The following is a 23,943-nucleotide window of genomic DNA, read 5'->3' as shown; positions in this document are numbered from 1 at the left end:
GAGTAGGCGTCGGGTGGAGCGAGAGCATCCTCCTTCGGGAGGAGATGTTCAGCGGATGCGGCGACCGTGCGCGAGGTCGATGAGGCGCGACAGCACCGGTCCCGAACGCAGCCCGTTGTGCTCGTGCTCACTCGTCTGCCAGAGCTGCACCCCCGGGATGAGCTTCGCCGTCTCGAGAGAGAACTCATATGGCACGTAGACGTCGTTGACGTAGACCGCGGCCGCACCGGTCGCCTCCGACCCGGCGATCACGGCCACGTCGTAGATGCTCGGCCATTCGAACTCGGCGAGCTCGAGGGCGACCTCGCGCCATGGCCGGAACGCGGGCACCGTCTCGGCCCACTCGCGCCGGATGTGCTCACCCGTTAACAGCGTGGGGTCGTCGCGGAAGTCGGAGGGTTCAGTGCGCTCGGCCGACCACCGGGTCGCGTGCCCGTCCGCGTAGCTCGATTCGTGGAAGGCGAAGTACAGCGGGTTGCGGCCGTCGTAGGGCATCGCGTGCATCAGGTCGTACCGGAAGGCGTTGGAGGAGGGATCGCGCTCCAGGATCGACCACAGGGTCTGCCAGCCGTCGTTCGTGCCGAGGGCCGATCCCACAGACCGGAGGCGTGAGCGGGAGACGACTTCTCCGTCGGGCAGGACGATGTCGCCGGCATCCGCCAGCTCGACGAGCCGTCGCATCACATCGCGGTGCTCCGGGAAACGGCGGTAGTAGCGTTCCGAGGCGTCGCGCATCTTGTCGTAGCAGAGCGCATACACGTCGTCAGGGTGCCGCCCCACGGCGCTGAGGCCTCCGGTGATGAAGACGTCTTCGAGCGAGGAGGGATCGGTGGAGAGGTACGCCAAGGTCGTGAAGCCGCCGAACGACTGTCCGAGCACGCTCCAGGTGGTGGCGCCCAGGTGCTCGCGCACGGCCTCGCAGTCGCGCACGATCGCGTCGGCGCGCAGATGCGTGAGGTGCTCGGCGACGGCGGCCGAGCCGCGCTCGAGGTCGCCGTCGCCCACAGGAGTGGACCGACCGGTCCCTCTCTGGTCGAGAAGCACCAGGCGATAGTGGGCGAGGGCCTCGTCGAGCCAGGCCGGCGATGTCGAAGAGTGGAAGGGGCGCGGAGCCTCATGCCCGGGCCCGCCCTGGAGGAAGACCAGGTAGGGGAGGGCGTCGCCGCCTTCGCGGGTGACCACGCGGGCGAAGATCTCGATGGTGCGGTGATCGGCCGGATCGCCCCAGACCAGAGGGACGGTGAGCGTGTGCTCTTCGACGGTCAGATCCTGCAGCGTGCGGACGATGGTGCTCATGTTCACATCACATTTCCGATATAGGAGTACTTGACGAAGACCTCCGAGGCGATGCCCGACTCCTCGAGCACGCCCTGCACCGCGGTCATCATGTAGTTGGAATCCCAGCCCATGTAGAGGAAATGACCCTCGTCGAGCTCATCCCACTGCCCCTTCCAGGCCATGTCCTGGTAGATCGGACCGCCGTGCGCGGCGCAGTAGGCCAGGGCGGCCTCTCTCGTGTCGGTCCAGGCGCGACGGAAGACCCGGTTGAACAGATACTTGACGTCGGGAACCTCCCAGCGTTCACCGCGATACTCGACGTAGTCGAACTCCCGCTCCCAGCCCGTCGGCCATCCGCGGCGACGGACCGCATCGAGGATCGGCGTCAGGCCGTCGTCATCGATCTCCGGCAGCGCGGGGCGGGCCCAGATACGGATGAGGTCGGCTGTGAGCGCGATCGTGCGGCGGGTGATCGCCGCCGTGTTCCAGGAGCCGAGGTCGGTGAGATCGCGCGTGGCCGGCACGGAGCTGTGCGCGTAGGCTTCCGAGCGCTTGACGGGGAAGGAGGCACCGAACACCCGCTCCGTCAGCGACTGCTCGAGCAGGGTCAGATTGCCGAGGGTCGGAGCGAGGGCACGGTGGCTGTTCTGCTCGTCTTCGGAATAGTCGATCCACGATCGCTCCCCGTCGCCCGACCACGCATCTCCGGGTACGGTCGGGACGATGTGCTCGACGTCGAAGTCGTCGACGTCGTCGACACCTTCGAGCCGTCCCAACACATACGCGGGGTGGGGGAGCTCGCTGTACTTCACGACCGCACTGACGCGCTCGTCGGAGGGCGTGATGCGCGCGAACGCCCGGGCGAGCGCATCGCGACCGTCGCGGCGCGCTCGGCACAGTCTGGCGACGAGTCTCTCCGCGGGCAGGTTCACGAGGGCGCGGCGGAGGGAGAGGGCCTGCAACCACTCCAACGTCTCGACGAACTCTGCGCGGTCGATCACGCCGCGCAGATGATCGCTGTAAGCGCTCATCACGAGCGGGTAAGAGGAGCGGCCGAACGTGTTGACGTGGCGCAGCTGCTGCGCGATCTCCGGGTCCTGCTCCCGCGACGGATCCAGCAGGGTGCCGTAGATCTCGGCGTAGTGCCGCCACTCGGCCGCGTCCGCCTGCAGATGGTCGACGTCGACCCGCGGGAACGACTGCCGGAAGGCGCTGTACACGCCGTGCTCGCCGTTCGCGGCGACCTCGCGTCCGGTGACGAGTACGAGGTAGTGCCGCCAGAAGGCACCGATCGCCTCGCCGGTGTGCCGTTCTATCGGAACCCAGAACCGGGCCTCGACGTCGACCTGTTCCGCGTGGCTGAGCCCCATCAGGATGTAGTTGTGGATGAGCTCGTGGTCGCGCAGCGGCTCGCCCGTCGAGTTCAGGCTCTCGAAGATCTGCTGTGCGTTCGCCTGCGCGCCGAGGGTGATCGACACGTGCTCGAGCTTCTGCAGCCCGCGCCAGATGGCCGGAACCTCGTCGACGTGGATCTGGCTGCGGAAGAAGGCATAGTTGTCGTCGAAGCGCGACTCTCGGTCGGCGTCATCGCGTCGATCCAGGACCACGGACTCGTACAGGTCGGCCCAGGCATCGTGCGGGCGCAGCTTGGTGCGGTCCGGAGCGTCGGAGCGCACCAGCACGCGTTCGAGCGCTGCGGCCATGGCGCTGTCGGTATCGCGGATCGCATGATGCAGGGCGGCCACCAGCAGCATGAGAGTGGTGATGCGCTGTTGGCCGTCGATGAGGATCAGGTCGGAGTCGGCTGCGGAGCCGTCTTCGGCGGACAGGATCGAGCCGATGAAGTGACGGTGGGCATCGTCTTCGCCGGCGACCGCGCGGATGTCGGAGAGGAGACGTTCGCAGCCGCCGATGTCCCACCGGTACTGCCGCTGATACACGGGGACGACGATGGTCGTGCTCCCTGCCGCGAGCCATTCGATCGTGTTGACTGCTGTCGCCTCGACGTTGGTCGCGGTGCTCATGCTGGTGTCTCGTCCTCCCGTAGCGACGGGCGCCGAGGACTCGCCGGGCGCCCCGATCAGTCTATTCGGTTATGCACGGCCGACCTCCGAAGGGCTCCCGGACCACGCTGTTAGGCTTGCCTTATCAGGGCCTGTTAAAACGTGCTGGCCCCCGATGAAAGGAACATGACTCGATCATGGGTTACATCAAGTCCGCTGCCCTCGAGGAAAAGGGATTCGTCGTCCTCGACAGCTACAACCAGGAGCTCGACCCCAAGGAATGGCTCGACATCGAGTACAACGACTGGAAGTCGTCGGGTGACACCCGCTTCGCCCCTCTCGCCAGTGCCTTCGGTGACATCGAGTGCAACGGCTTCTGGAACCACAAGCCGCCACGCACCGACAAGGATGGCGTCTGGATCGACTCGCAGACCGAGAAGGCCCCGAACCTGACGCGCCGCGCGCAGGAGCCGGGTGCCAACGTCGGCCGATGCCGCGTGATCGAGCTGCAGCCGACCCCGTACGGCGACTGCCTCTACAACCTGCACCAGGATGACAACAACCGTCTGAACCCGGACGGCACGGGCTGGGTGGTCCGCGGCTTCTTCAATCTGACGGACGACAAGGACAGCTACTTCGTCCTGCGCGAGAACCGCACCGACCCCAGCATCGAGTACCGCATCGCCCTTCCGGCCGGTGCGCAGCTCATCGTCGACACGCAGCGCCTCTGGCACGCGGCCACGCACAACGGCACGGAGCCGCGCTACTGCCTCATCACCTCGTGGACCTCGGGCCCGGAGCTCGATGCCTACATCGAGAAGTACCACGGCACCGACGATGTGCCCAACTACGAGGTCGACCAGGAGACGCTGGAGTTCGGCTATGCCGAGCAGGCGCGCAAGGACGCCGCTCGTGCGGCGTACTACGCCGCCAAGGGCCAGCAGGTCAAGCAGGCCATGAGCGAGGCCTGATCCTCGTCAGATCTACGACCGATTGCGGTCCGAAGGCCCCGGTCCCCGTGACCGGGGCCTTCGTCATGGAATGACATGCTTGTGATTTCTGTGGATCTCGGCGAGAATGGGCGCACAACCGCATATTCTCGCCACTTCGTGGTTCAGGTCGTTGGGGAAGACGCACCTGATGAAACGGAGAGATCATGGCGACGGCTTACGCACGCGGAGTGGTGTTCATCCACTCTGCGCCTCGCGCGCTCTGCCCGCACCTCGAATGGGCGGTGGGTCGCGCTATCGGGCGTGCGGTGAACTTCGACTGGACCGAGCAGCCCGTCCTGGACGGCGCACGACGCGCGGAGTTCTACTGGGACGGCCCTGTCGGCACCGGAGCGGCTCTCGCGACCTCCATTCGCGGCTGGGAGCACCTCCGTTTCGAGGTGACCGAGGACCCGACGCCCCGCAGCGACGGCGGCCGTTGGCTGCATACGCCCGATCTCGGCATCCACTACGCCCAGACCGATGCCGCCGGCAACATCGTGATCGGTGAAGACCGCATCCGCTATGCGATGGAGATCGCCGCCGGGAGCGCGGTCGAGCTGCAGCGCGAGCTCGACATCGCCCTCGGCTCCGCCTGGGACGAGGAGCTCGAGCCCTTCCGCCATGCCAGCGACGATGCCAGGGTCGTCTGGCTCCACAAGGTCGGCTGAGCCGACACCACAGACCGGAACGGGGGAGGCGTGAGTATCGGATGCCGGTGAGTCATCCCGGACGCTGAGAAGACGTATCCCCGCTCCGCACGATGAGGACGCCGCCCCGGGAACGGGGCGGCGTCTTCGTCATCCGGATCAGATGACCGCGGAGTGTTGGAGTTCCGCGGTGCGCGATGCGCTTCCCTCGCGCACGTCTCCCCAGGCGAGGGTCAACCGCCGCATCGCCTCCGCCATCCGCTCGGGTGGGAGCGTGATCGGGATGCGCACCCGGCGCTCGAGCACGCCGCCCGTCGTGAAGCGGGGGCCGGGCGGAAGAACGAGGCGCCGCTCGCGCGCGGCGAGGGAGAGCGAGGTGGACAGTGGCGCGCCGATGTCGATCCACGCGGAGAGGCCTCCGGGCGTCGGCGGCATCCGGAACCCGGGGATACCGGCCACACCCGCCTCAACCGCCCCACGACCCGCGCGCAGGCGCCGGCGGACGTGCGCGCTGAGCGCCGGCATGTCGGAGAGCAGCTCGACGGCGATGCACTGCTCGAGCAGCGCCGTACCGAGTTCGAACGAGGGGCGCACCGCGAGCAGCCGCGCGATGACGGAACGCTCCGCGCGGACCCAGCCGATGCGCATCCCGCCCCATGCGATCTTCGACATCGATCCGACGGTGATCACGTTGGGGCCGCCCGCGGCCATGGGAATCGGTGCCCAGCCCCGGTCGATGTCGAGCTCGGTCGTCGTCTCGTCGACGATGAGGTGAGTGCCCACGTTGCGCGCGGTGGTCACGATGCGCGGTCGCTCGTCGTCGGGGAGGGTCGCGCCGGTCGGATTGTGGAAGTCGGGGATGAGATACGCGACATGCGGCCGGGAGCTCATTAGCGTCTCGTTCAGATGCCGCGTGTCCCACCCGTCGGCGTCCACCGGCGTGGGGAGAAGCCGGTACCCGTGGCGGTTCAGCGCCTCGAGAGCGTGAGGGAACGTCGGCTGCTCGACCAGGGCTCGCTCACCGCGCCGCCCGATCGCCGTGAGGATCAGGTTCACCGCGTTGAGAGCACCGGAGGTGATGATGATCTCGTCGGCCGACGTCGGTGCGCCGCGATCACGGAACCGCTGCGCGACGGCTTCGCGCAGCTCGGGAAGTCCACGCAGCGAGTATCCGCTGGTGCCGCGCAACGCCGCGAGGCGGGGCAGCGAGCGCACCGTCGCGTCGTACAGGCCCGGGGTCGAGTCCATCGACGCGATCGACAGGTCGATGGAGTCGTCGTCGGCCTCCGCGCCCGGAGCGGTGTGGCCGTTGGGGAGCGTGACACGCGTGCTTCCGCCGTGCAGACGTGAGACGTAGCCGTCGGTCTCCAGCACGCCGTAGGCGCGGGTGACCGTCGAGCGGGAACGGCGCAGCTCGACGGCGAGTGCACGCTCACTCGGCAGACGCTCGCCGACGGTGAGTCGGCCGTCGAGGATCAGTGCCCTGATCCGGTCCGCGAGCCCCGACGCCGTGGCGCCGGCGACATTGTGCGCTCCGAGCTGTTCGACGAGTCGTGATCCCATACGTCCAGCATGACGCAAAGTGGCCTGATCTCTGCAGACCACTTTGCGGCGAGTGGCTTCGCCTCGAAAGGCGGATCGGGGGCCAGAGTGGAGGGATGTTCCTGCGTTCTGTGCTCCTCCCCGTGACGGCGACCAGTCGGCGCGACCTCGTCGAGAGGCTCGTGCAGCTGCTCGCCGGTCTGTTCCTCTACGGCGTCGCGCTCGGGTTCATGGTGCGGGGAGGCATCGGCGTCGCTCCCTGGGACGTGCTGGCTCTCGGTCTCGCCGCGCAGACCGGCCTCGGCTACGGCGTCATGACCGTGCTGATCTCGATCATCGTCCTTCTGCTGTGGATTCCGTTGCGCCAACGCGTGGGGCTGGGCACCGTGTTGAATGCCCTGCTCGTCGGTCCGAGTGCGGATCTCGCGCTCGCCCTGATCCCGCAACCGTCCTCGGTGTGGATCGGCGCTCCGATGTTCGTCTTCGGGCTGCTTCTGCTGTCCTTCGCGACCGGCCTCTACATCGCCGCCGACTTCGGCCCCGGCCCTCGTGACGGCCTGATGACGGGGCTCGTCCGTCGAACCGGATGGGCGGTGTGGCTGGTGCGCACACTGATCGAAGGGAGCGTGCTGCTCGTGGGCTTCCTGCTGGGCGGCCCCGTCGGCGTCGGCACCGTGCTCTTCGCCTTCGGTGTCGGCCCGCTGATCGGCTGGTTCCTCCCGCGCATCACCCGGATGCGCGGGGCCCGATCGCAGCAGCTCGGGAGCCTCCGCACCTCCTGACGGAACACCGCGCACCTGCATGACCTGTGCACGCTTGCGTGATCGAGTACCGGCGGATGCTCATGCTTCCGTGTGATCCTCATGCCGATGAGAAGAGCGGCCCTCGGAATCCCGAGGGCCGCTCATCGTTGTGGCGTGTCAGTCGGCGCTGGCGACCACGAGGACCGCGTTGTGACCGCCGAATCCGAACGAGTTGCTGATCGCGACCTGCGGACCGTCTCCGAGGGGCGTGGCTTCGCCGGAGAGGCGGAACGGGACGGCCGGGTCGGGCTCCGTCATGTTGATCGTCGGCGGGGCGACACGGTCGCGCAGCGCGAGGAGGGAGAAGATCGCCTCGAGCGCACCGGTGCCACCGAGAAGGTGCCCGGTCGATGCCTTCGTCGCGGAGACGGGGATCTCGTCGATCCGGTCTCCGAAGACCTTCTTGAGTGCCACGTACTCGTTGGGGTCGCCGACCGGCGTCGATGTCGCGTGCGCGTTGATGTGCGTGACCTGGTCGGCCGTGACCCCGGCCTCCTCGAGCGCCTGCGTGACGGCACGGGCCGCGCCGTTGCCCTCAGGGTCGTTGCCGGTGATGTGATAGGCGTCTGCGGTGACGCCGCCACCCAGCACATAGCCGTAGATCTTGGCGCCGCGGGCCTTGGCGTGCTCCTCGGTCTCGAGGATCAGTGCGGCTGCGCCCTCGCCCATGACGAAGCCGTCACGGTCGATCGCGCCGGGACGCGAGGCATGGGCGGGGTCGTCGTTCCGGCGCGAGAGGGCCTGCGCGGAGGCGAAGGAGGCCATCGTGATCGGATGGATCGCGGATTCTGTGCCGCCGGCGATCACGACGTCCGCGAGCCCGTCCTGCAGGTGATGGAAAGCGTGGATGATCGATTCGGTGCTGGAGGCGCACGCGCTGACCACGGTCTGCGCGTAAGCGCGGGCGTGGAACTGCAGCGACAGGTTTCCGGCAGCGGCATTCGGCATGAGCATCGGAACGGTGAGAGGCATGACCCGGCGCGGGCCCTTCTCACGGAGGGTGTCCCAGGCGTCCAGAAGCGTCCAGAGGCCGCCGATGCCGGTGGCGAAGTCGACGCCGAGGCGCTCGGGGGCGACCTCGGGAGAACCGGCGTCCTCCCAGGCCTCGCGTGCGGCGATCAGCGCGAACTGCGACGAGGGGTCGAGGCGCTTGGCCTCGTGGCGGGGGAGCACCTCTTCAGGGCGGACAATCGCCTCGGCGGCGAAGGTGACGGGCAGCTCGTACTGCTGTACCCAGTCGTGTTCGAGCGTGCGAGTGCCGGACATGCCGGCCAGCAGGTTCGTCCAGTTCTCCGGGGCCGTGCCGCCGATGGCGGAAGTGGCGCCGATGCCGGTGACGACGATGCGCTTGGTCATGAGGTGTGGTTCCTTGTCGAAACGAAGTCGAACGGGTGAGAGGGCAGGCGGAGGATGCCACTCCCCGCGAGGCGCGGGAGTGGCATCCTGCCGGGATTACTCCTGGCCCGCGACGATGAAGCTGACGGCGTCGCCGACGGTCTTCAGGTTCTTGACCTCGTCGTCGGGGATGGTGACGCCGAACTTCTCCTCGGCGTTGACGACGATCGTCATCATCGAGATGGAGTCGATGTCGAGGTCGTCCGTGAACGACTTCTCGAGGGCGACCTCGGAAGCGTTGATGCCGGTCTCGTCGGTGATGAGCTCTGCGAGGCCGGCGAGGACCTCATCGTTGGTGAAAGCCATGTGGTCTTCCTCTTTCTTGCGGGTTGTTTTCGGAACCGTGGAACAGTCTAGGGAAGGTCAGCGCATTCTCAGGGAAGGACGACGACCTGTGCGGCGAACACGAGACCGGCACCGAAGCCGATCTGCAGGGCGAGACCGCCCGACAGCTCGGGGTGTTCGGCCATCAGGCGGTGGCTGGCCAGCGGGATGGAGGCGGCGGAGGTGTTGCCCGTCGTCTCGATGTCGCGCGCGATCACCGTGGTGTCGGGCAGCTTCAGCTGCTTGGCGAACTCGTCGATGATGCGCATGTTGGCCTGGTGCGGGATGAACGCGGCGATGTCGGAGGGCTCGACGCCCGCTTTGTCCAGCGCCTCGCGTGCGACCTTGGCCATCTCCCAGACTGCCCAGCGGAAGACCGTCGGGCCCTCCTGGCGGAGGGTCGGCCACGGCACCACGCCGTCGCGGAAGTCGGTGAGTGTGCCGTTCATGCCTACCGCGTCGGCCTTCGAGCCGTCGGAGCCCCAGACCGCGGGAGCGATGCCCGGCGTGTCACTCGGGCCGATGAGCGCAGCGCCCGCACCGTCGCCGAGGAGGAAGGAGATGCTGCGGTCGGTCGGATCGACGACGTCGGACAGCTTCTCGGTGCCGATCACCAGTGCGTAGCGCGCAGCGCCGGCCTTGATCAGCGCATCGGCCTGAGCGATCGCATAGGCGAAGCCGGCGCAGGCAGCGTTGATGTCGTAGGCCGCCGCGGGGTTCGCCCCCACACGGTCGGCCACGATCGCCGAGACGGACGGGGTCTGCTTGGGGTTGCTGATGGTCGCGACGATCACCAGATCGACCTGGTCCGCCGGGACACCCGACTTCTCGATCGCCTCGGCCGCCGCCGTGGTCGCGAGGTCGATCGCGTCCGTCCCCTTGTCGGCTCGCGCGCGGGTGATGATGCCCGTGCGCTGGCGGATCCACTCGTCGCTGGAGTCGATCGGACCCACCAGGTCTTCGTTCGGCACGGCGTTCTCGCCGCGGGCTGCGCCGTAGGAGTAGATGCGCGTGTATGCCGGGCCGGTCACCTGGGCGAGGGTGGCACTCATGCGGCTTCTCCATTCAGCAGCGCGACGGCCGCATCGAGGTCTTCGGGAGTCTTCACGGCGACGGTCGGGATACCGCGGAGGCCGCGCTTGGCGAGGCCGACCAGGGCGCCGGCGGGGGCGAGCTCGATGACCCCGGTCACGCCGGCGTCCGCGAAGGACTGCATGCAGAGGTCCCAGCGCACCGGCGACGAGACCTGGTCGACGAGGAAGCTCAGCGCCTGGGCCCCGTCCGCGACGACGGAGCCGTCACGGTTGGTCCAGAGAGTGATGTCGGGGTTCGCGGGGGTGACGTCGGCCACCGCGTCGCGGAGAGCGGCGACGGCGGACGCCATGTACCGCGTGTGGAAGGCTCCGGCAACCTGCAGCGGGACCACGCGGGTGCCCTTGAGGGGTTCCTCCGCGAGAGCGGCGAGAGCCGGGAGGGCGCCGGCGACGACGATCTGTCCGCCGCCGTTGTAGTTGGCGGGGGAGAGGTCGAGCTCGGCGAGGCGCGCCAGAAGGGCGTCTTCGTCGCCGCCGAGCACGGCGCTCATCCCGGTCTGCTCCTGTGCTGCAGCGTCGGCCATCGCACGGCCGCGGATGCCCACTAGGCGCATGCCGGTGTCGGCGTCGATCACGTCGCTGCCGACGAGTGCCGCGATCTCTCCGACCGAGTGGCCGGCGATGCCGTCGGCGCGACGACCGGCGCGCTGCGTCAAGGCGTCACCGGCGATCAACGACGCGGCGACGATCAGCGGTTGCGCGACACGCGTGTCACGGATCGTGTCGGCGTCGGACACCGTGCCGTGTTCGTGCAGATCGACCTCCGCGGCGTCGGAGTACGAGGCGAGGCGCTCGGCCACCCCGTCGAGCTCGAGCCAAGGGGCGAGGAATCCGGGGGTCTGCGAGCCCTGACCTGGGCATACAACGACAATCACCCACCCAGTCTGCCAACGATTGCCGGAGATCGGTGGATGATCCATCACAAGATTCGGAAAAACCCTTGTGTGTGGTGTACAGAAGGGCGCGCTCAGCGCTGCGGACGTCGAAGCGGTGGCCGCCGCCGCACCTGATCCGCCGCACCGATCGAACCGAGGATCAGCGCGGTCTGCAGGATGAGAGCCTCACGGGGGCCGGTGGCGTCCCAGCCGATGACCTCGCTCACGCGCTTCAGGCGATAGCGCACAGTGTTGGGGTGCACGAACAGCTCGCGTGCTGTGGCTTCGAGGGAGCGCCCGTTGTCGAGGTAGCTCCACAGGGTCGTCACCAGATCGGTGGAGTGCGCCTGCAAGGGGCGGAAGATGCGCTCGATCAGGGTCTGCTTCGCCAACGGGTCTCCGGCGAGTGCCCGTTCCGGGAGCAGGTCATCGGCTTCGACGGGACGGGGAGCACCGCGCCATGCACGGGCGACGGCGAACCCCGCGAGCGCGGCGCGTGCGCTCTGGCTCGCGTCCACGAGGGCAGCGACCTCGGGGCCGAGTACGACGTATCCCGGGCCGAAGGACGGCTCGAGGCGGGAGGCGATCTCTTGGAAGCCGAGCTCTTCCTCTTCGACTTCGTGCCCCTCGACTCGGGCGCGTCCGAGCACCAGGACGAGTCGGGAGCCCTGCACGCCGATGAGCACGTCGACAGCGAGCTTCCTCGCCGTACGGCGGACCAGATCGACGTCGAACTGGGGAGGCGTGGTGCCGACGAGGACGGCGACCTCCCCGTGACCGTGCCATCCGAGCGCGGCGATCCGGCTCGGGAGCTCTTCGTCGGCCTCGCCCGTGAGGATCGAGTCGACGACGAGCGCCTCCAGGCGCGCATCCCACAGGCCGCGGGCCTCCGCAGCCCTGGCGTACACGTCGGCCGCCGCGAAGGCGACATCACGCGAGTAGAGCAGGATCGCTTCGCGGAGATCGTTTCCCCGCCCGGCGACGCGCTCCTCGGTGACCTCGACCGTCACGCGGATCAGCTGCAGGGTCTGCTGGAGGCTGACGCTGCGCAGGAGTTCACGCGGGGCCGCGGCGAAGATGTCGGCCGCGATCCACGGGGTGGAGGTGGGGTCTTCGTACCACTGGATGAACGACGTGATGCCCGCCTGGGCCACCAGCCCGACCGCAGAGCGGCGGGCTGGTGGCATATCGGCGTACCACGGGAGGGTGTCCTCCAGGCGCTTGATCGTCACCGAGGCGATGTCACCGGAGATCCGGCGCAGCCAGGTGAGCGTCGCGGCCTTGTCCATGCCGGAAGGAGGAGAACCTGTCACCGAGGGCTCAGCTTTCGCCGCCCGCGTTGCCGCTGGTTCCGGCGTTCACATCGTGCAGGCTGTACTTCTGGATGGCCTGCGCGGCGAGAGAACGGTCGACGACCCCGTCTTCGGCGAGCGACTGCAGCGTGCGGACGACGATCGACGGGCCGTCGATCTTGAAGAAGCGACGAGCCGCGGCCCGCGTGTCGGAGAAGCCGAAGCCGTCGGCACCGAGCGTGGCGAAGCGGTTCGGCACCCACGGGCGGATCTGGTCCTGCACAGCGTGCATGAAGTCGCTGACCGCGACGACCGGACCCTCGGCACCCTGCAGCTTCTGGGTGAGGTACGCGGTGCGGGGCTCTTCCTCCGGGTGCAGGAAGTTGTGCTCGTCGGCGGCGAGGCCGTCGCGGCGAAGCTCGGTCCAGGACGTGACCGACCAGACGTCGGCGATCACACCCCAGTCGTTCTTCAGCAGCTGCTGAGCCTCGAGTGCCCAGGGAAGACCGACGCCCGACGCGAAGAGCTGGGCGCGGGGGCCCTCGCCCTCGCCGACCGAAACGCGGTGGATGCCGCGCACGATGCCGTCGACGTCCACGTTCTCCGGCTCCGCCGGCATGACCATCGGCTCGTTGTAGAGCGTGATGTAGTACATGACGTTGGGGTCTTCGTGGTTGCCGCCGTACATGCGCTCGAGACCGGAGCGCATGATGTGCGCGATCTCGTAGCCGTAGGCCGGGTCGTACGAGACCGTCGCCGGGTTCGTGGCGGCGAGCAGGTGCGAGTGGCCGTCTGCGTGCTGCAGGCCCTCACCCGTGAGGGTGGTGCGACCTGCCGTGGCGCCCATGATGAACCCGCGGGCCATCTGGTCGCCGGCCGCCCACTGGGCGTCGCCGGTGCGCTGGAATCCGAACATCGAGTAGAAGAGGTAGATCGGGATCAGCGGCTCGCCGTGCGTGGCGTAGGAGGTGCCGGCCGCGGTGAACGCCGCGAGGGCACCCGCCTCGTTGATGCCGACGTGCACGATCTGGCCCTGCGGGCTCTCCTTGTAGGCGAGGAGGAGCTCGCGGTCGACCGACGTGTAGTGCTGGCCGTTGGGGTTGTAGATCTTCGCCGACGGGAAGTAGGCGTCCATTCCGAACGTGCGGGCCTCGTCCGGGATGATCGGGACGATGCGGTGGCCGAAGTCCTTCGAGCGCAGCAGGTCCTTCAGCAGGCGGACGAACGCCATGGTCGTGGCGATCTCCTGCGTGCCGGAGCCCTTCTTGGGCAGGGCGTACGCCGAGTCGTCCGGCAGCGACAGTCCGACGTGGGTGGAACGGCGCTCCGGCAGGTAGCCGCCGAGAGCCTGACGACGCTCGAGCATGTACTGGATCGTCTCGTCCTGGGGGCCCGGGTTGTAGTACGGGGGCAGGTAGGGGTTCTCCTCGAGCTGCGCATCCGTGATCGGGATGTGCATCGCGTCGCGGAAAGTCTTGAGATTGTCCAGCGTCATCTTCTTCATCTGGTGGGTCGCGTTGCGGCCCTCGAAGTGCGGACCGAGGCCGTAGCCCTTGACGGTCTTCGCGAGGATGACGGTGGGCTTGCCCTTGTGCTCGGTCGCTGCCTTGAACGCGGCGTAGACCTTGCGGTAGTCGTGGCCACCGCGCTTGAGGTTCCAGATGTCCTCGTCGGAGTAGTCCTTGACGAGAGCCGCGGCGCGCTCGTCGCGTCCGAAGAAGTGCTCGCGCACGTAAGCGCCGGACTCGGCCTTGTACGTCTGGTAGTCGCCGTCGGGGGTGACGTTCATCAGGTTGAGCAGTGCGCCCTCGGTGTCGCGGGCGAGCAGGTCGTCCCATTCGCGACCCCAGACGACCTTGATGACGTTCCAGCCCGCACCGCGGAAGAACGACTCGAGCTCCTGGATGATCTTGCCGTTGCCGCGGACCGGGCCGTCGAGGCGCTGCAGGTTGCAGTTGACGACGAAGGTGAGGTTGTCGAGGCCCTCGTTGGCGGCGACCTGCAGCTGGCCGCGGCTCTCGACCTCGTCCATCTCGCCGTCGCCGAGGAAAGCCCAGACGTGCGACTGCGAGGTGTCCTTGATGCCGCGGTTCTCGAGGTACTTGTTCGACATCGCCTGGTAGATGGCGTTGATTGGCCCGAGCCCCATAGACACGGTCGGGAACTGCCAGTACTCCGGCATCAGACGCGGATGCGGGTACGACGGGATGCCGTTCGGGGCGTGCGACTTCTCCTGGCGGAAGCCGTCGAGCTGGTCTTCGCTCAGACGTCCTTCGAGGTACGAGCGGGCGTAGGTGCCGGGCGAGGCATGACCCTGGATGAAGATCTGGTCGGCGCCGCCGGGGTTGTCGGCACCCTTGAAGAAGTGGTTGAAGCCGACCTCGTACAGCGCGGCCGACGACGCGTACGTCGAAATGTGGCCGCCGACGCCGATGCCCGGGCGCTGCGCGCGGTGCACGGTGATCGCGGCGTTCCAGCGGATCCATGCACGGTAGCGACGCTCGACCTCTTCGTCTCCGGGGAACTCGGGCTCGTTCTCCGAGGCGATGGTGTTGATGTAGTCCGTCGTCGGGACCATCGGCACGCCCAGGTGCAGCTCCTTCGAGCGCTTGAGCAGGCTGAGCATGATCTCGCGGCCGCGGCCGTGGCCCTTGGCATCCACCAGCTCATCGAGGGACTGCTGCCACTCGCCGGTCTCCTCCGGATCGCTGTCGAGGGGGCCCTGGGAGTACGGATCCTGGTCGTGCACGGTCACGGGGGAACCTTTCGTCAAGCTGGCAGGTCATGCCAAGGAAACGGGAAGCGACACGGGCAGCCTTGTCAGCTGTGCACAACGCGCGCCGGATTCAGCCTATCCCTCTTCTACGACACGGGTGCGCACCGGGCTCCCGATAGACTGACGACACCAGGGCCTTTAGCTCAGCTGGTAGAGCGCCACGTTTACACCGTGGATGTCGTCGGTTCGATCCCGGCAGGGCCCACCCCAGATCGCGAGCTCCATCCTGTCGCCGGGGCGATGACAGGATGGGAACATGATCCCGTCGAGGAAGAGCGCACTCGTGCGTGGTTTCTCCTCGGCGTCGCTCGCGACGTTCGCGGCGCTGGCCGGCCACGTGACCGGCGGCGGACAGATGCCGGGCCCGTTGGGCATCCTGGTGCCCTGGATCTTCTCCCTCATGGTCTGCGTGCTCCTCGCGGGCCGGAAGCTCTCGGTGATCCGATCGAGCATCTCCATCGCTATCAGCCAACTCCTGTTCCACCTCCTGTTCGTCCTGGGGACGATCGAGCCCTCGGGGCGGTCCCTCGGTCACGTGCACGGCACTGCCATGGTTCTGCCCGGTGCTTCCGGCACGACGGAGTTGGTCGTCGCCGACGGGACCATGTGGATCGGACACCTGTCGGCGGCGATCGTGACGGTCGCCGCCGCGCATCGCGGTGAGCGGATGCTGCTCGCGCTGCGAGACCTCGCGATTCGGGTGGTCCTCTGGGTGCGTCGTCGGGTGGCAGCGGCGTTGGGCGCCCCCGCGATGCTCGACCTGCGCGAACCCGGCGTCTCGCCGCGTGGTCGTCGTCTGCGTGAGTCGTCGACACTCGCGAGTCTGCGGGGCCGGGCTCCGCCGGCACACGGCGTGAGCTGATCCGCACCGGCTCGTCTGCGGCCGGTGTGTTCCCGCTCTGGGCGCCACGCGCGCCCAGAGCCTCCTGAACGACCGTCGGTGCCGTCCGTCTGCGCCCGGGGCATTCCCTTCTTCCGGGTGTGCACGACGATCCATCGGCGACCCCTCACATCCGGAAAGCATCACCATGACCCTCACATCGTCCGAATCCGCCCCACACTCCCCACCCTCCCCGCCCGCCACGTCCCGTCGACGCGGATGGTTCGTCCCTCTGCTGCTCCGTCTGCACTTCTACGCGGGCATCCTCGTCGGGCCGTTCATCCTCATCGCCGCCGTCAGCGGCGCCCTGTACGCGCTGACCCCGCAGCTGGAACAGGCCGTCTACGCGGAACAGTTGCGTGCACCCGACACGCAGACATCACTCACCCTCGCGGAGCAGATCGAGGCCGCCGCCGACTACCGTGGCGACCCCTCCGGACTCCTCGCTGTGCGGCCCGCACCCGAACCCGGCGACACCACACGGATCATGTACGCCGAGGACGGGCTGGGACCGAGCGAATCCAGGGCCGTGTTCGTCGATCCCGGAACCGGAGAGATCCGCGGCGATCTGGTCGTCTACGGCACCAGCGGCGCGACGCCGCTCCGCACCTGGATCAGCAATCTCCACCGCAACCTCCACCTGGGAGACGCCGGACGTCTCTACAGCGAACTCGCCGCCTCCTGGCTCGGGATCGTGGTCGTGGCGGGTCTGGCGCTGTGGATCGTCCGCATCCGGAAGTCCCGTGCGAAGAAGGACCTCCTTCGCCCGAACCTCGCCCACAAGGGCTACCGCGGGATGCTGGGCTGGCACACGAGCATCGGGATCTGGGTCATCCTCGGTGCGCTCTTCCTCTCCGCCACCGGAATCACCTGGTCGCAGTATGCCGGGAACAACGTCAGCAGTCTTCGCGCCGCACTCGACTGGGGCACGCCCTCGATCGAGACCAGCCTCGACGGCGGAACCGCGTCAGCGGATGAGCACGCCGGCCACAACGGCGCGATGACCGCACCGACCGGCGCCGCCAATCCTGCTACCTTCGACGCGATCCTCGCGATCGCGCAAGAAGAGAACGTCAACACGGGGCAGGTCGAGATCAAACCACCGGCAGAACCCGGCACGGCATGGACGATCCGCGAGATCAAGAGCAGCTTCCCCACGGAAGGCGACTCCCTCGCGATCAACGGGATCACCATGCAGGTCGTCGACCGGATCGACTTCGCGGACCTCCCGCTCGCTGCAAAGCTCGCCAGCTGGGGGATCAACCTGCACATGGGGGTCATGTTCGGACTCGTCAACCAGCTCGTGCTGTTCGTCGTCGCGGTCGGACTCGCCGCGATGGTCGTGCTCGGCTATCTCCTGTGGTGGAAACGGAGGCCGCCGCGTGTCACGGGCCCCGTCGTCGGGGCCCCACCCCGCCGCGTGCTGCCGACGGCACCGTGGTGGGGGATCGGAGCGGTGGGAGTCGCCGCCGTTCTCATCGGCTTCTGGCTTCCGCTCGTCGGATGGACACTCCTCGGCTTCGTGATCCTCGACACGGTCATCGGCGTCACGCGTTCGCGAGGCACGAAGGGCGGGTGAAGGCAGCCTATGAGCGGCGAGGCGACCGTCCGAAAGCCCCTGGCGGTCGCCTCGCCGCAGACCTATGCTCCCCGCATGGGACTTCTGACCTTCAGCATCAACGTCACCCTCGACGGCTGCGTCGATCATCGTGAGGGGATCGCCGACGACGAGACCCACGCCCACTTCACGCGACTGCTGCAGGAATCCGGTGCGATGCTCTGGGGCCGGACCACCTACGAGATGATGGAGGACGCCTGGCCGGCGGTCGCCCGCGGCGAGGTGGACGCTCCACGCGCGCTGTACGACTGGGCGGTCGCGCTGGACGCGAAGCCGAAGTATGTGGTCTCGTCCACGCGCGAGGACTTCCCCTGGGCCCACAGCCATCGTCTCGTCGGAGACCTGCGCACGAGCGTGCAGAGACTCAAGGACGACACCCCCGATGGTGTCCTGCTCGGCAGCGGGATGCTGGCGAGCGCGCTCGATCGCCTGGACCTGATCGACGAGTACCGGTTCCTCGTGCACCCCCGGATCGTGGGTCACGGCCCGACCCTCTATCAGGACGGACTGCCAGGAACACGCCGTCTCGAGCTGATCTCCGCCACACCGCTTCGCAGCGGGGTCATCGCGACGCACTATCGGCGGGCCCGCTGAGACCTGACCTCCGGGGAGCGAGGCGGCGCGTACGCTGGACCGCACGACACGATTCGGCGAGCGGACAGGGGAGTTTTCACACATGGCGGGACGTATCGTCATCAGCGGGGCATCGGGCCTCATCGGCACCGCACTCGCCGCATCGCTCCGCGCGGATGGGATCGAAGTCACCGCTCTGGTCCGTCGGATCCCGCGATCGGAGGACGAGGCGCAATGGGCGCCGGGGGAGAGCGCACTCGACCCCGAGGTTCTGACGGGCGCAGACGCGGTCGTCGCCCTCGGCGGAGCCAGCGTGGGACGGCTGCCCTGGACACGCGGCTATCGTCGGGAGCTCGTCGACTCGCGGCTCCAGGCGACGCGTACCCTGACCACCGCGCTTCGGGCACTGCGCTCCGACGCCCCGGCGCTCGTCTCGGCATCCGCCGTCGGGTACTACGGCTCCGCCCCCGGTGAGATCCTCACCGAGGACTCGGCCGCAGGGCAGACCTTCCTGGCCGATCTGACCGTGCGGTGGGAAGCCGAAGCGCGACGCGCGGAAGACCACACCCGGGTCGCCCTGCTCCGTACCGCGCCGGTGGTGCACAGACGCGGAGTCCTCAAGCCCCTCATCCAGCTGACCCGATTCGGCGTCTCCGGGCCGTTGGGCCGCGGCACGCAGATCTGGCCGTGGATCTCGCTCGATGACGAGGTGCGGGCGATCCGCCACATCGTGGACGCCAAGATCGTGGGTCCGGTGAACCTCACCGGACCCACTCCGGCCTCCGCGAACGACATCGGTCGTGCGCTCGCCGCGCGGATGCATCGGCCGTTCTGGCTGCCCGCGCCGGCCTGGGCGCTGCGCTGGGCTCTCGGGGACGCTGCGGAATCGCTGTTGCTCCCCGACGCCGATGTCCGTCCGCAGGTACTGGAGCGGTCCGGATTCCGGTTCACACACGCGACTGCGGCGGAGGCTGTCGCCGCCGCGCTGTGACGTCGTCGAGCGGGACGGCATTCTTCCGGTGAGACCCCTCCCGGATCGGGGTGCCGCACTGCAAGACTGTGCGCATGGAGATCATCGAGAACTCGAAGCTCACGGTCGTCGGTGCGGGAAGCGTGGGATCTAGTGTCGCCTATGCGGCACTGATCCGTGGCTCTGCCCGGCACGTCGCGCTGTATGACATCGCGACCGAAAAGGTCGAGGCCGAGGTGCTCGACCTGGCCCACGGCACGCAGTTCACGGGCTCCAGCGACATCATCGGCGGCAGCGACATCTCCGTCGCGGCCGGTTCGCACGTCGTGGTGATCACGGCCGGGGCCAAGCAGAAGCCCGGCCAGACCCGCATCGAGCTCGCTGAGGTCAACGCGGGCATCATCCGCCGCATGATGCCCGATCTCCTCGAAGTCGCACCGAACGCCATCTACGTGATCGTCACGAATCCCTGCGACGTGCTGACGGTGATCGCACAGGAGGAGACGGGGCTTCCGCCGGAGCGGATCTTCGCCTCGGGAACCGTGCTCGACACGTCGAGGCTGCGGTGGAAGCTCGGTGAGCGCGCCGGAGTGTCGACCGCCAGCGTGCACGCCCACATCATCGGCGAGCACGGCGACACCGAATTCCCGCTCTGGTCCCGCGCGACGATCGGCACCGTGCCGATCCTGGAGTGGGAGACGCCGGGGCACCCGCGCTTCACGCTCGACGAGCTGCAGGAGATCGCGGTCGACGTGCGTGACGCCGCGTACAAGGTCATCCAGGGCAAGGGGGCCACGAACTATGCGATCGGCCTGTCGAGCGCGCGCATCGTCGAGGCGATCCTGAGCGACGAGCATGCGGTGATGCCGGTGAGCACGGTGCTGCGCGACTTCCACGGGCTCGACGGTGTCGCCCTCTCGGTGCCGTCGATCGTGAGCGCGGCGGGTGCCGTGCCGATCCGGAACACATCGTTCTCCGACGGTGAGCTGGCGTTGCTGCGTCAGTCCGCCGACGCCCTCACCGCCGCGGCTGCCACCCTGCGTCCCTGAGGGCGCCGGCTCGGAGGCCGACGCCCTCAGTTCTCAGCGACCGTGCGGGTCGGTGCGATTCAGCGTCGCGACGACCTGGTCGTAGTCGCCGCGGGCTTCGCCGTAGCGGAGGAACTTGACCCGCTCGACCTGGATCTCGGTGGCGTCCGGCTGCGATTCGATCAGCATCATGACCTCGTCGATGAACTCGTCGAGCGGCATCGCCGACTCGTTTTCCTCGTGCCCGGGCATGAGCGGCGTGCGCACGGCCGGCGGCTCCAGCTCGAGCACCGACACGCTGCTCCTCTCGAGCTGCAGGCGCAGAGACTCGCTGAGCATGTGGATGGCGGCCTTGCTGGCGTTGTAGGTCGGGGTCACCCGGAGCGGGGCGAACGCGAGCCCGGAGGAGACCGTCATGATCGTCGCATCCGGCTGCGCGCCCAGGTGATCGATGAAAGCGGCGATGAGCCGGATGGGTCCGAGGACGTTCGTGGTCACCGTCTCCTCGGCGGTGGCGAGGAAGCCCGACGGGGTCGTCCAGTCCTCTGCCCGCATGACGCCGGCCATGGTGATGAGCACATTGAGATCAGGGTGCTCGGCGAGCACAGTACGGGCAGCGGCCTCGATGCTGCGCGCGTCGGCAGTGTCGATGCGGATCGTGTGGATGCCGGGGTGCGCGGTCGCGATGGCCGCGAGGCGGTCCTCGCGGCGTCCGCCCACGATCACGGTGTTGCCCCGATCGTGCAGGCGCAGCGCGAGGGCGAGGCCGATACCGCTCGTCGCTCCCGGGATGAAGATGGTGTTTCCGCTGATGTTCATGCAACCAGCCTCGGCTTCCTGGCACCGTCCATCCAGAGAGCGGACATCCAGGGATCGGGGATCCCTGGAACCGGGGTCGACAGCGGGGGATACTTCAGGGGTGGATCGTGATGCGCTGGCCGAATTCCTCCTCCGTCGGCGGGAGGCGCTGAGGCCCGTCGACGTCGGGCTCCCGGCGGGGCCGCGACGACGCACCTCGGGACTGCGCAGGGAGGAGGTGGCGCAGTTGGCGACCATGTCGACCGATTACTACGCGCGTCTGGAGCAGCGGCGTGGTCCGCAGCCGAGCGTGCAGATCCTCGCCGCGCTGGCCCGGGCTCTGCGCCTGACCGAGGACGAGCGCGACTACCTCTTCCGGCTCTGCGGCCACAGTGCCCCCGATCGTGCACACATCACGGAGTACGTACGCCCCGGCATCCTCCGCGTGCTCGACCGACTGCACGACACCCCGGCCTTCGTCGTCTCCGTCCTCGATGAAGTGTTGGTGCAGAACGATGCGTCCCGCGCGCTCGTGGGCGATGCGAGTGCACTCACCGGGCTCGACCGCAGCGGCATCTACCGCTGGTTCGCGTATCCCGACGTCGAACGGCGTCGGTATCGCGAGGCCGATCACCCGCGACAGGCCCGCGCCCTGGTCGGGTCGCTGCGTTCCGCGCACGGCGTGATGGGCCCCCGATCCCGCGCCGGGGAGATCGTCTCAGAGCTGACCGCCCGGAGCCCGGAGTTCGTCGAGCTGTGGGACGCCCACGTGGTGAGCCGTCGGTTCGAGCAGCACAAGGTGATGGTGCATCCGGAACTGGGCGAGATCGAGGTGGACTGTCAGGCGCTCTTCACCGAGGATGAATCGCACGCGTTGATCGTTCTCACCGCCGCACCCGGAAGCGAATCGGCGAGCAAGCTCGAGTTCCTGAGGGTGCTCGGCACGCAGAAGGTCTGACGCGAGCCTGCCTCAGGACTCCTCGTGGGTTCGCGGGTCGGCGTCGAAGAGGCGTCCGTCCGCGCGACCCAGCGCGGTGATCGCCGCGACCTCGGCGTCGTCGAGCACGATCTCCGCCGCCGCGAGGTTCGCCACCTGGTGTGCGAGCGACGACGCCTTCGGGATCGACACCGTGCCGCGGGCGACGTGCCACGCGAGGACCGTCTGCGCGGTCGTGATGCCACGGGCCGCGGCGATGTCGTGGATCACCCGTTCGTCGAAGAGCTCTTTCGCGCGACCCAGCGGGCTCCATGCCTCGGTGAGGATGCCGTGCTCTCGGTGGTAGGCGAGCTGCTCCTCCTGCGGGAAGTACGGATGCACCTCGATCTGGTTGACGACGGGCCGCACCCCGGTCTCCTGCTCGATGCGCTCCAGGTGCTCCGGGAGGAAGTTCGAGACGCCGATCTGCCGGACGACACCGCGGGCCTGGGCGTCGACGAGCGCGGTCCAGGCCTGGACGTACTCGTCCTGAATGGGGTTGGGCCAGTGGACGAGGTGCAGATCCGTGACGTCGAGACCGAGCCGGGAGCGACTCTCCTCGATGCTCGTGCGCGCCTTCGCCGAGGGATGATGGCGGCCGGGGAGCTTGGTGGTCACGATGATCTCGGAGCGATCGACCTCCGAGGCGGCGACCCCGCGCCCGACCGAGCCCTCGTTCTCATAGTTGAACGCCGTGTCGACCAGGCGGTAGCCCGCGTCGATGCCGCCGCTGACGGCTTCCGCCCCGACATCGCCGTGGAGTCCGTAGGTGCCGAGGCCGATGGCCGGGAGGGCGAACCCGTTGTGGGCGGTGAACGAGGGGACGACGGGCTGAGTGGTCACGATGCTCCTTCTTGGCCTTTTCGTCGAGCGTACGCTGAGGGGATGACAACGGAGGCGGAGATGGCGCCGGATGACGTCGTGATCGACGACGGGTCACGCTGCCCGTGCTCGTCCGGGGACACGTTCGGCGCGTGCTGCCGCCCGATTCTCGATGGAGCCGCTGCTCCGACGGCGGAGCGTCTGATGCGTTCGCGTTACACGGCCTTCGTCGTTCAGGACGCGGCGCACCTTCTGCGCAGCTGGCATCCGAAGACGAGGCCGGAGACGATCGATTTCGAGCCCGACCTCGACTGGCGGCGGCTGGTCCTCATCGATCGCGTGGCCGGAGGCCCCTTCGACCGCGACGGCGTGGTGGAGTTCGAGGCGCTCTGGCGTCAGGGAGCAGCGAGGGGGTCGCTGCACGAGCGCAGCCGCTTCGTGCGGGAGGACCGTCACTGGTACTACGTCGACGGCGACGTGCACTGATGGGCGGATGTCGTGACAGCGACTAGATTTGAGAGCGTGAACGCCAGCCCCGAGAACCAGCGCACCCTGCTCGACATCGCCGACCTCGATCGGCGCATCGCGCAGACCGAGCGTGCACGAACGAAGCCGAGCCAGGCGGGGCGGATCACCGAGCTCGTCGCGATCCGCCAGGAGCAGCTCCGCGAGCTGACCTCTCTCGCCGGCACCCGCGACGATGTGCGCACCGAGCTGAAGCGCCTGGAATCCGATGTCGCCGTCGTCGAGGCACGACGGAATCGCGACGCGGAGCGGCTCGCCGCATCGACGAACTCCAAGGACGCGCAGGCGCTCGAGCACGAACTGGCGAGCCTCGCCCGCCGGCAGAGCGACCTCGAGGACGCCGAACTCGATGTGATGGGACGGCTCGAGGAAGCAGAAGCCGCCCTCGCCGCCCAGCAGGCACTTCTCGACACCACGACGGCGGAGGGTTCCGCGCTGACGGCGCAGGCGAAGGCGGATGTCGCCGCGGCCACCGAGCTCGGTGCACAACTCGCCCGCGATCGGGCTGCCGTTGCGGAAGGCGTGGCGCCGGAGCTGCTGGCCGAGTACGCACGCCGTGCCGCGAACAGCGCGGGCGCCGCGCTGCTCACTCGCGGCACCTGCGAAGGCTGCCGCATCCTGCTCCCCAGCACCGACCTGAACGACATCCGTCGCGCGGCCGACGACCTCGTGGTCTCATGTCCCGAATGCGGCTGCATCCTCGTGCGCACCGAGGAGTCCGGGCTCGCATGA

22 protein-coding genes and 1 tRNA gene are annotated in these 23,943 nt (G+C 68.3%); 12 read left to right on the top strand and 11 right to left on the bottom strand.

Annotation, left to right across the window (positions count from 1 at the left end; genetic code table 11):
• Nucleotides 1-48: 48 nt before the first annotated feature.
• Complete coding sequence (locus tag ACLFA2_RS00270) at nt 49-1,296, bottom strand: alpha/beta fold hydrolase (RefSeq protein WP_426621830.1); 1,248 nt, start codon at nt 1,294-1,296, stop codon at nt 49-51.
• A 2-nt stretch (nt 1,297-1,298) separates the two neighbouring features.
• Nucleotides 1,299-3,302 carry a DUF262 domain-containing protein gene (locus ACLFA2_RS00265; protein ID WP_347125743.1) on the bottom strand — a complete coding sequence of 668 codons (2,004 nt, stop codon included), beginning with the start codon at nt 3,300-3,302 and terminating at the stop codon, nt 1,299-1,301.
• A gap of 176 nt (nt 3,303-3,478) precedes the next feature.
• Here ACLFA2_RS00265 and ACLFA2_RS00260 point away from each other — a divergent pair, with 176 nt between their 5' ends.
• Both ACLFA2_RS00260 and ACLFA2_RS00255 read left to right on the top strand, forming a co-directional pair.
• Complete coding sequence (locus ACLFA2_RS00260) at nt 3,479-4,252, top strand: hypothetical protein (RefSeq protein ID WP_021200730.1); 774 nt, start codon at nt 3,479-3,481, stop codon at nt 4,250-4,252.
• A 185-nt stretch (nt 4,253-4,437) separates the two neighbouring features.
• Nucleotides 4,438-4,941, top strand: a complete 504-nt coding sequence (locus ACLFA2_RS00255; protein ID WP_017830431.1) for a DUF3145 domain-containing protein — start codon at nt 4,438-4,440, stop codon at nt 4,939-4,941.
• A gap of 138 nt (nt 4,942-5,079) precedes the next feature.
• Here ACLFA2_RS00255 and ACLFA2_RS00250 read toward each other — a convergent pair whose 3' ends face one another.
• A complete protein-coding gene (locus ACLFA2_RS00250) occupies nt 5,080-6,483 on the bottom strand; it encodes a PLP-dependent aminotransferase family protein (RefSeq protein WP_021200729.1) in 1,404 nt (467 codons plus the stop codon).
• A gap of 95 nt (nt 6,484-6,578) precedes the next feature.
• Here ACLFA2_RS00250 and ACLFA2_RS00245 point away from each other — a divergent pair, with 95 nt between their 5' ends.
• Nucleotides 6,579-7,244 (top strand): YczE/YyaS/YitT family protein, encoded by a 666-nt coding sequence (locus tag ACLFA2_RS00245; RefSeq protein WP_426621829.1) that lies wholly within the window; start codon nt 6,579-6,581, stop codon nt 7,242-7,244.
• A 138-nt stretch (nt 7,245-7,382) separates the two neighbouring features.
• Here ACLFA2_RS00245 and ACLFA2_RS00240 read toward each other — a convergent pair whose 3' ends face one another.
• The 6 genes from ACLFA2_RS00240 to aceE all read right to left on the bottom strand — a co-directional run bounded on the left by ACLFA2_RS00240 (nt 7,383) and on the right by aceE (nt 15,000).
• Complete coding sequence (locus tag ACLFA2_RS00240; protein WP_021200727.1) at nt 7,383-8,621, bottom strand: beta-ketoacyl-[acyl-carrier-protein] synthase family protein; 1,239 nt, start codon at nt 8,619-8,621, stop codon at nt 7,383-7,385.
• 96 nt (nt 8,622-8,717) lie between these two features.
• Nucleotides 8,718-8,966, bottom strand: a complete 249-nt coding sequence (locus ACLFA2_RS00235) for an acyl carrier protein (protein ID WP_017830435.1) — start codon at nt 8,964-8,966, stop codon at nt 8,718-8,720.
• 68 nt (nt 8,967-9,034) lie between these two features.
• Complete coding sequence (locus ACLFA2_RS00230) at nt 9,035-10,036, bottom strand: beta-ketoacyl-ACP synthase III (RefSeq protein WP_021200726.1); 1,002 nt, start codon at nt 10,034-10,036, stop codon at nt 9,035-9,037.
• Nucleotides 10,033-10,953: an ACP S-malonyltransferase gene (locus ACLFA2_RS00225; protein WP_031207699.1), complete on the bottom strand. Its 921-nt coding sequence runs from the start codon at nt 10,951-10,953 to the stop codon at nt 10,033-10,035. The genes ACLFA2_RS00230 and ACLFA2_RS00225 overlap by 4 nt, the downstream gene beginning before the upstream one ends.
• 92 nt (nt 10,954-11,045) lie before the next feature.
• Nucleotides 11,046-12,242 (bottom strand): PucR family transcriptional regulator, encoded by a 1,197-nt coding sequence (locus ACLFA2_RS00220; protein WP_021200724.1) that lies wholly within the window; start codon nt 12,240-12,242, stop codon nt 11,046-11,048.
• 31 nt (nt 12,243-12,273) lie between these two features.
• Nucleotides 12,274-15,000: a pyruvate dehydrogenase (acetyl-transferring), homodimeric type gene (aceE, locus tag ACLFA2_RS00215; RefSeq protein ID WP_426621828.1), complete on the bottom strand. Its 2,727-nt coding sequence runs from the start codon at nt 14,998-15,000 to the stop codon at nt 12,274-12,276.
• Between the two features lie 153 nt (nt 15,001-15,153).
• On the opposite strand from aceE, the gene ACLFA2_RS00210 reads away from it, so the two are divergent.
• The 6 genes from ACLFA2_RS00210 (at nt 15,154) to ACLFA2_RS00185 (ending at nt 20,111) form a co-directional block, all read left to right on the top strand.
• A tRNA-Val gene (locus tag ACLFA2_RS00210) sits at nt 15,154-15,226 on the top strand.
• Between the two features lie 51 nt (nt 15,227-15,277).
• Nucleotides 15,278-15,883: a hypothetical protein gene (locus tag ACLFA2_RS00205; protein WP_426621827.1), complete on the top strand. Its 606-nt coding sequence runs from the start codon at nt 15,278-15,280 to the stop codon at nt 15,881-15,883.
• A 166-nt stretch (nt 15,884-16,049) separates the two neighbouring features.
• Entirely contained in the window at nt 16,050-17,480 is a 1,431-nt protein-coding gene (locus tag ACLFA2_RS00200) for a PepSY-associated TM helix domain-containing protein (RefSeq protein WP_426621826.1), read from the top strand.
• Between the two features lie 75 nt (nt 17,481-17,555).
• Complete coding sequence (locus tag ACLFA2_RS00195) at nt 17,556-18,113, top strand: dihydrofolate reductase family protein (RefSeq protein WP_031207696.1); 558 nt, start codon at nt 17,556-17,558, stop codon at nt 18,111-18,113.
• An 82-nt stretch (nt 18,114-18,195) separates the two neighbouring features.
• Nucleotides 18,196-19,083 (top strand): TIGR01777 family oxidoreductase, encoded by an 888-nt coding sequence (locus ACLFA2_RS00190; protein WP_021200719.1) that lies wholly within the window; start codon nt 18,196-18,198, stop codon nt 19,081-19,083.
• A 74-nt stretch (nt 19,084-19,157) separates the two neighbouring features.
• The gene (locus tag ACLFA2_RS00185; protein ID WP_021200718.1) at nt 19,158-20,111 is read left to right on the top strand and encodes an L-lactate dehydrogenase; all 954 of its coding nucleotides are present in this window, start codon (nt 19,158-19,160) and stop codon (nt 20,109-20,111) included.
• A 33-nt stretch (nt 20,112-20,144) separates the two neighbouring features.
• On the opposite strand, the gene ACLFA2_RS00180 is transcribed toward ACLFA2_RS00185, so the two are convergent.
• The gene (locus ACLFA2_RS00180; RefSeq protein WP_426621825.1) at nt 20,145-20,909 is read right to left on the bottom strand and encodes an SDR family oxidoreductase; all 765 of its coding nucleotides are present in this window, start codon (nt 20,907-20,909) and stop codon (nt 20,145-20,147) included.
• A gap of 100 nt (nt 20,910-21,009) precedes the next feature.
• On the opposite strand from ACLFA2_RS00180, the gene ACLFA2_RS00175 reads away from it, so the two are divergent.
• Nucleotides 21,010-21,846 carry a helix-turn-helix transcriptional regulator gene (locus ACLFA2_RS00175; RefSeq protein ID WP_167254010.1) on the top strand — a complete coding sequence of 279 codons (837 nt, stop codon included), beginning with the start codon at nt 21,010-21,012 and terminating at the stop codon, nt 21,844-21,846.
• A gap of 12 nt (nt 21,847-21,858) precedes the next feature.
• Here the strand turns inward: ACLFA2_RS00175 and ACLFA2_RS00170 are convergent, their stop codons facing one another.
• Entirely contained in the window at nt 21,859-22,707 is an 849-nt protein-coding gene (locus ACLFA2_RS00170) for an aldo/keto reductase (protein ID WP_021200715.1), read from the bottom strand.
• Between the two features lie 42 nt (nt 22,708-22,749).
• Between ACLFA2_RS00170 and ACLFA2_RS00165 the strand changes: the two genes are divergently transcribed.
• Nucleotides 22,750-23,172: a YchJ family protein gene (locus ACLFA2_RS00165; RefSeq protein WP_426621824.1), complete on the top strand. Its 423-nt coding sequence runs from the start codon at nt 22,750-22,752 to the stop codon at nt 23,170-23,172.
• A 36-nt stretch (nt 23,173-23,208) separates the two neighbouring features.
• Nucleotides 23,209-23,943, top strand: coding sequence for a zinc ribbon domain-containing protein (locus ACLFA2_RS00160; protein ID WP_029260271.1), 735 nt, complete (start codon nt 23,209-23,211; stop codon nt 23,941-23,943).

The organism is Microbacterium sp. As-52 (assembly GCF_049949185.1).
Classification (GTDB): domain Bacteria; phylum Actinomycetota; class Actinomycetes; order Actinomycetales; family Microbacteriaceae; genus Microbacterium; species Microbacterium maritypicum_A.
Note: the sequence above shows the minus strand (reverse complement) of the source record. Positions and strands in the feature narration are given on the sequence as shown.